The organism is Ulvibacter sp. 2210JD10-4 (genome assembly GCF_058148525.1).
Genome location: NZ_JBYVJZ010000035.1, coordinates 1 through 273, shown reverse-complemented (window position 1 = coordinate 273; position 273 = coordinate 1). Strand labels below are relative to the sequence as shown.

The following is a 273-nucleotide window of genomic DNA, read 5'->3' as shown; positions in this document are numbered from 1 at the left end:
TAGAAACTGCAGAAAACGCACTGATATTTTTTAAAAATGGCGCTCCTGCCTACATAACTAAACGTTTTGAAATACATGAGGAGGGTGCTAAACTGGGGCAGGATGATTTTGCATCACTGGCAGGCAGAACAACTCAAACTCATGGAGAGCATTATAAGTATTTAGGAAATTATTTAGAGTTGTTTCAATTAATGCAGACCTATGTCACGGCTTATAGACTGGAAGCTCCTAAGCTTTTCAGAATAATACTCTTCAACTATCTCTTTTCAAATG

The 273-nt window shown here is 37.4% G+C and carries 1 protein-coding gene; it reads left to right on the top strand.

Annotation, left to right across the window (positions count from 1 at the left end):
* On the top strand, window positions 1-273 hold a 273-nt coding region (locus ACY2RT_RS15375), incomplete at both ends, for a HipA domain-containing protein (protein ID WP_490156805.1).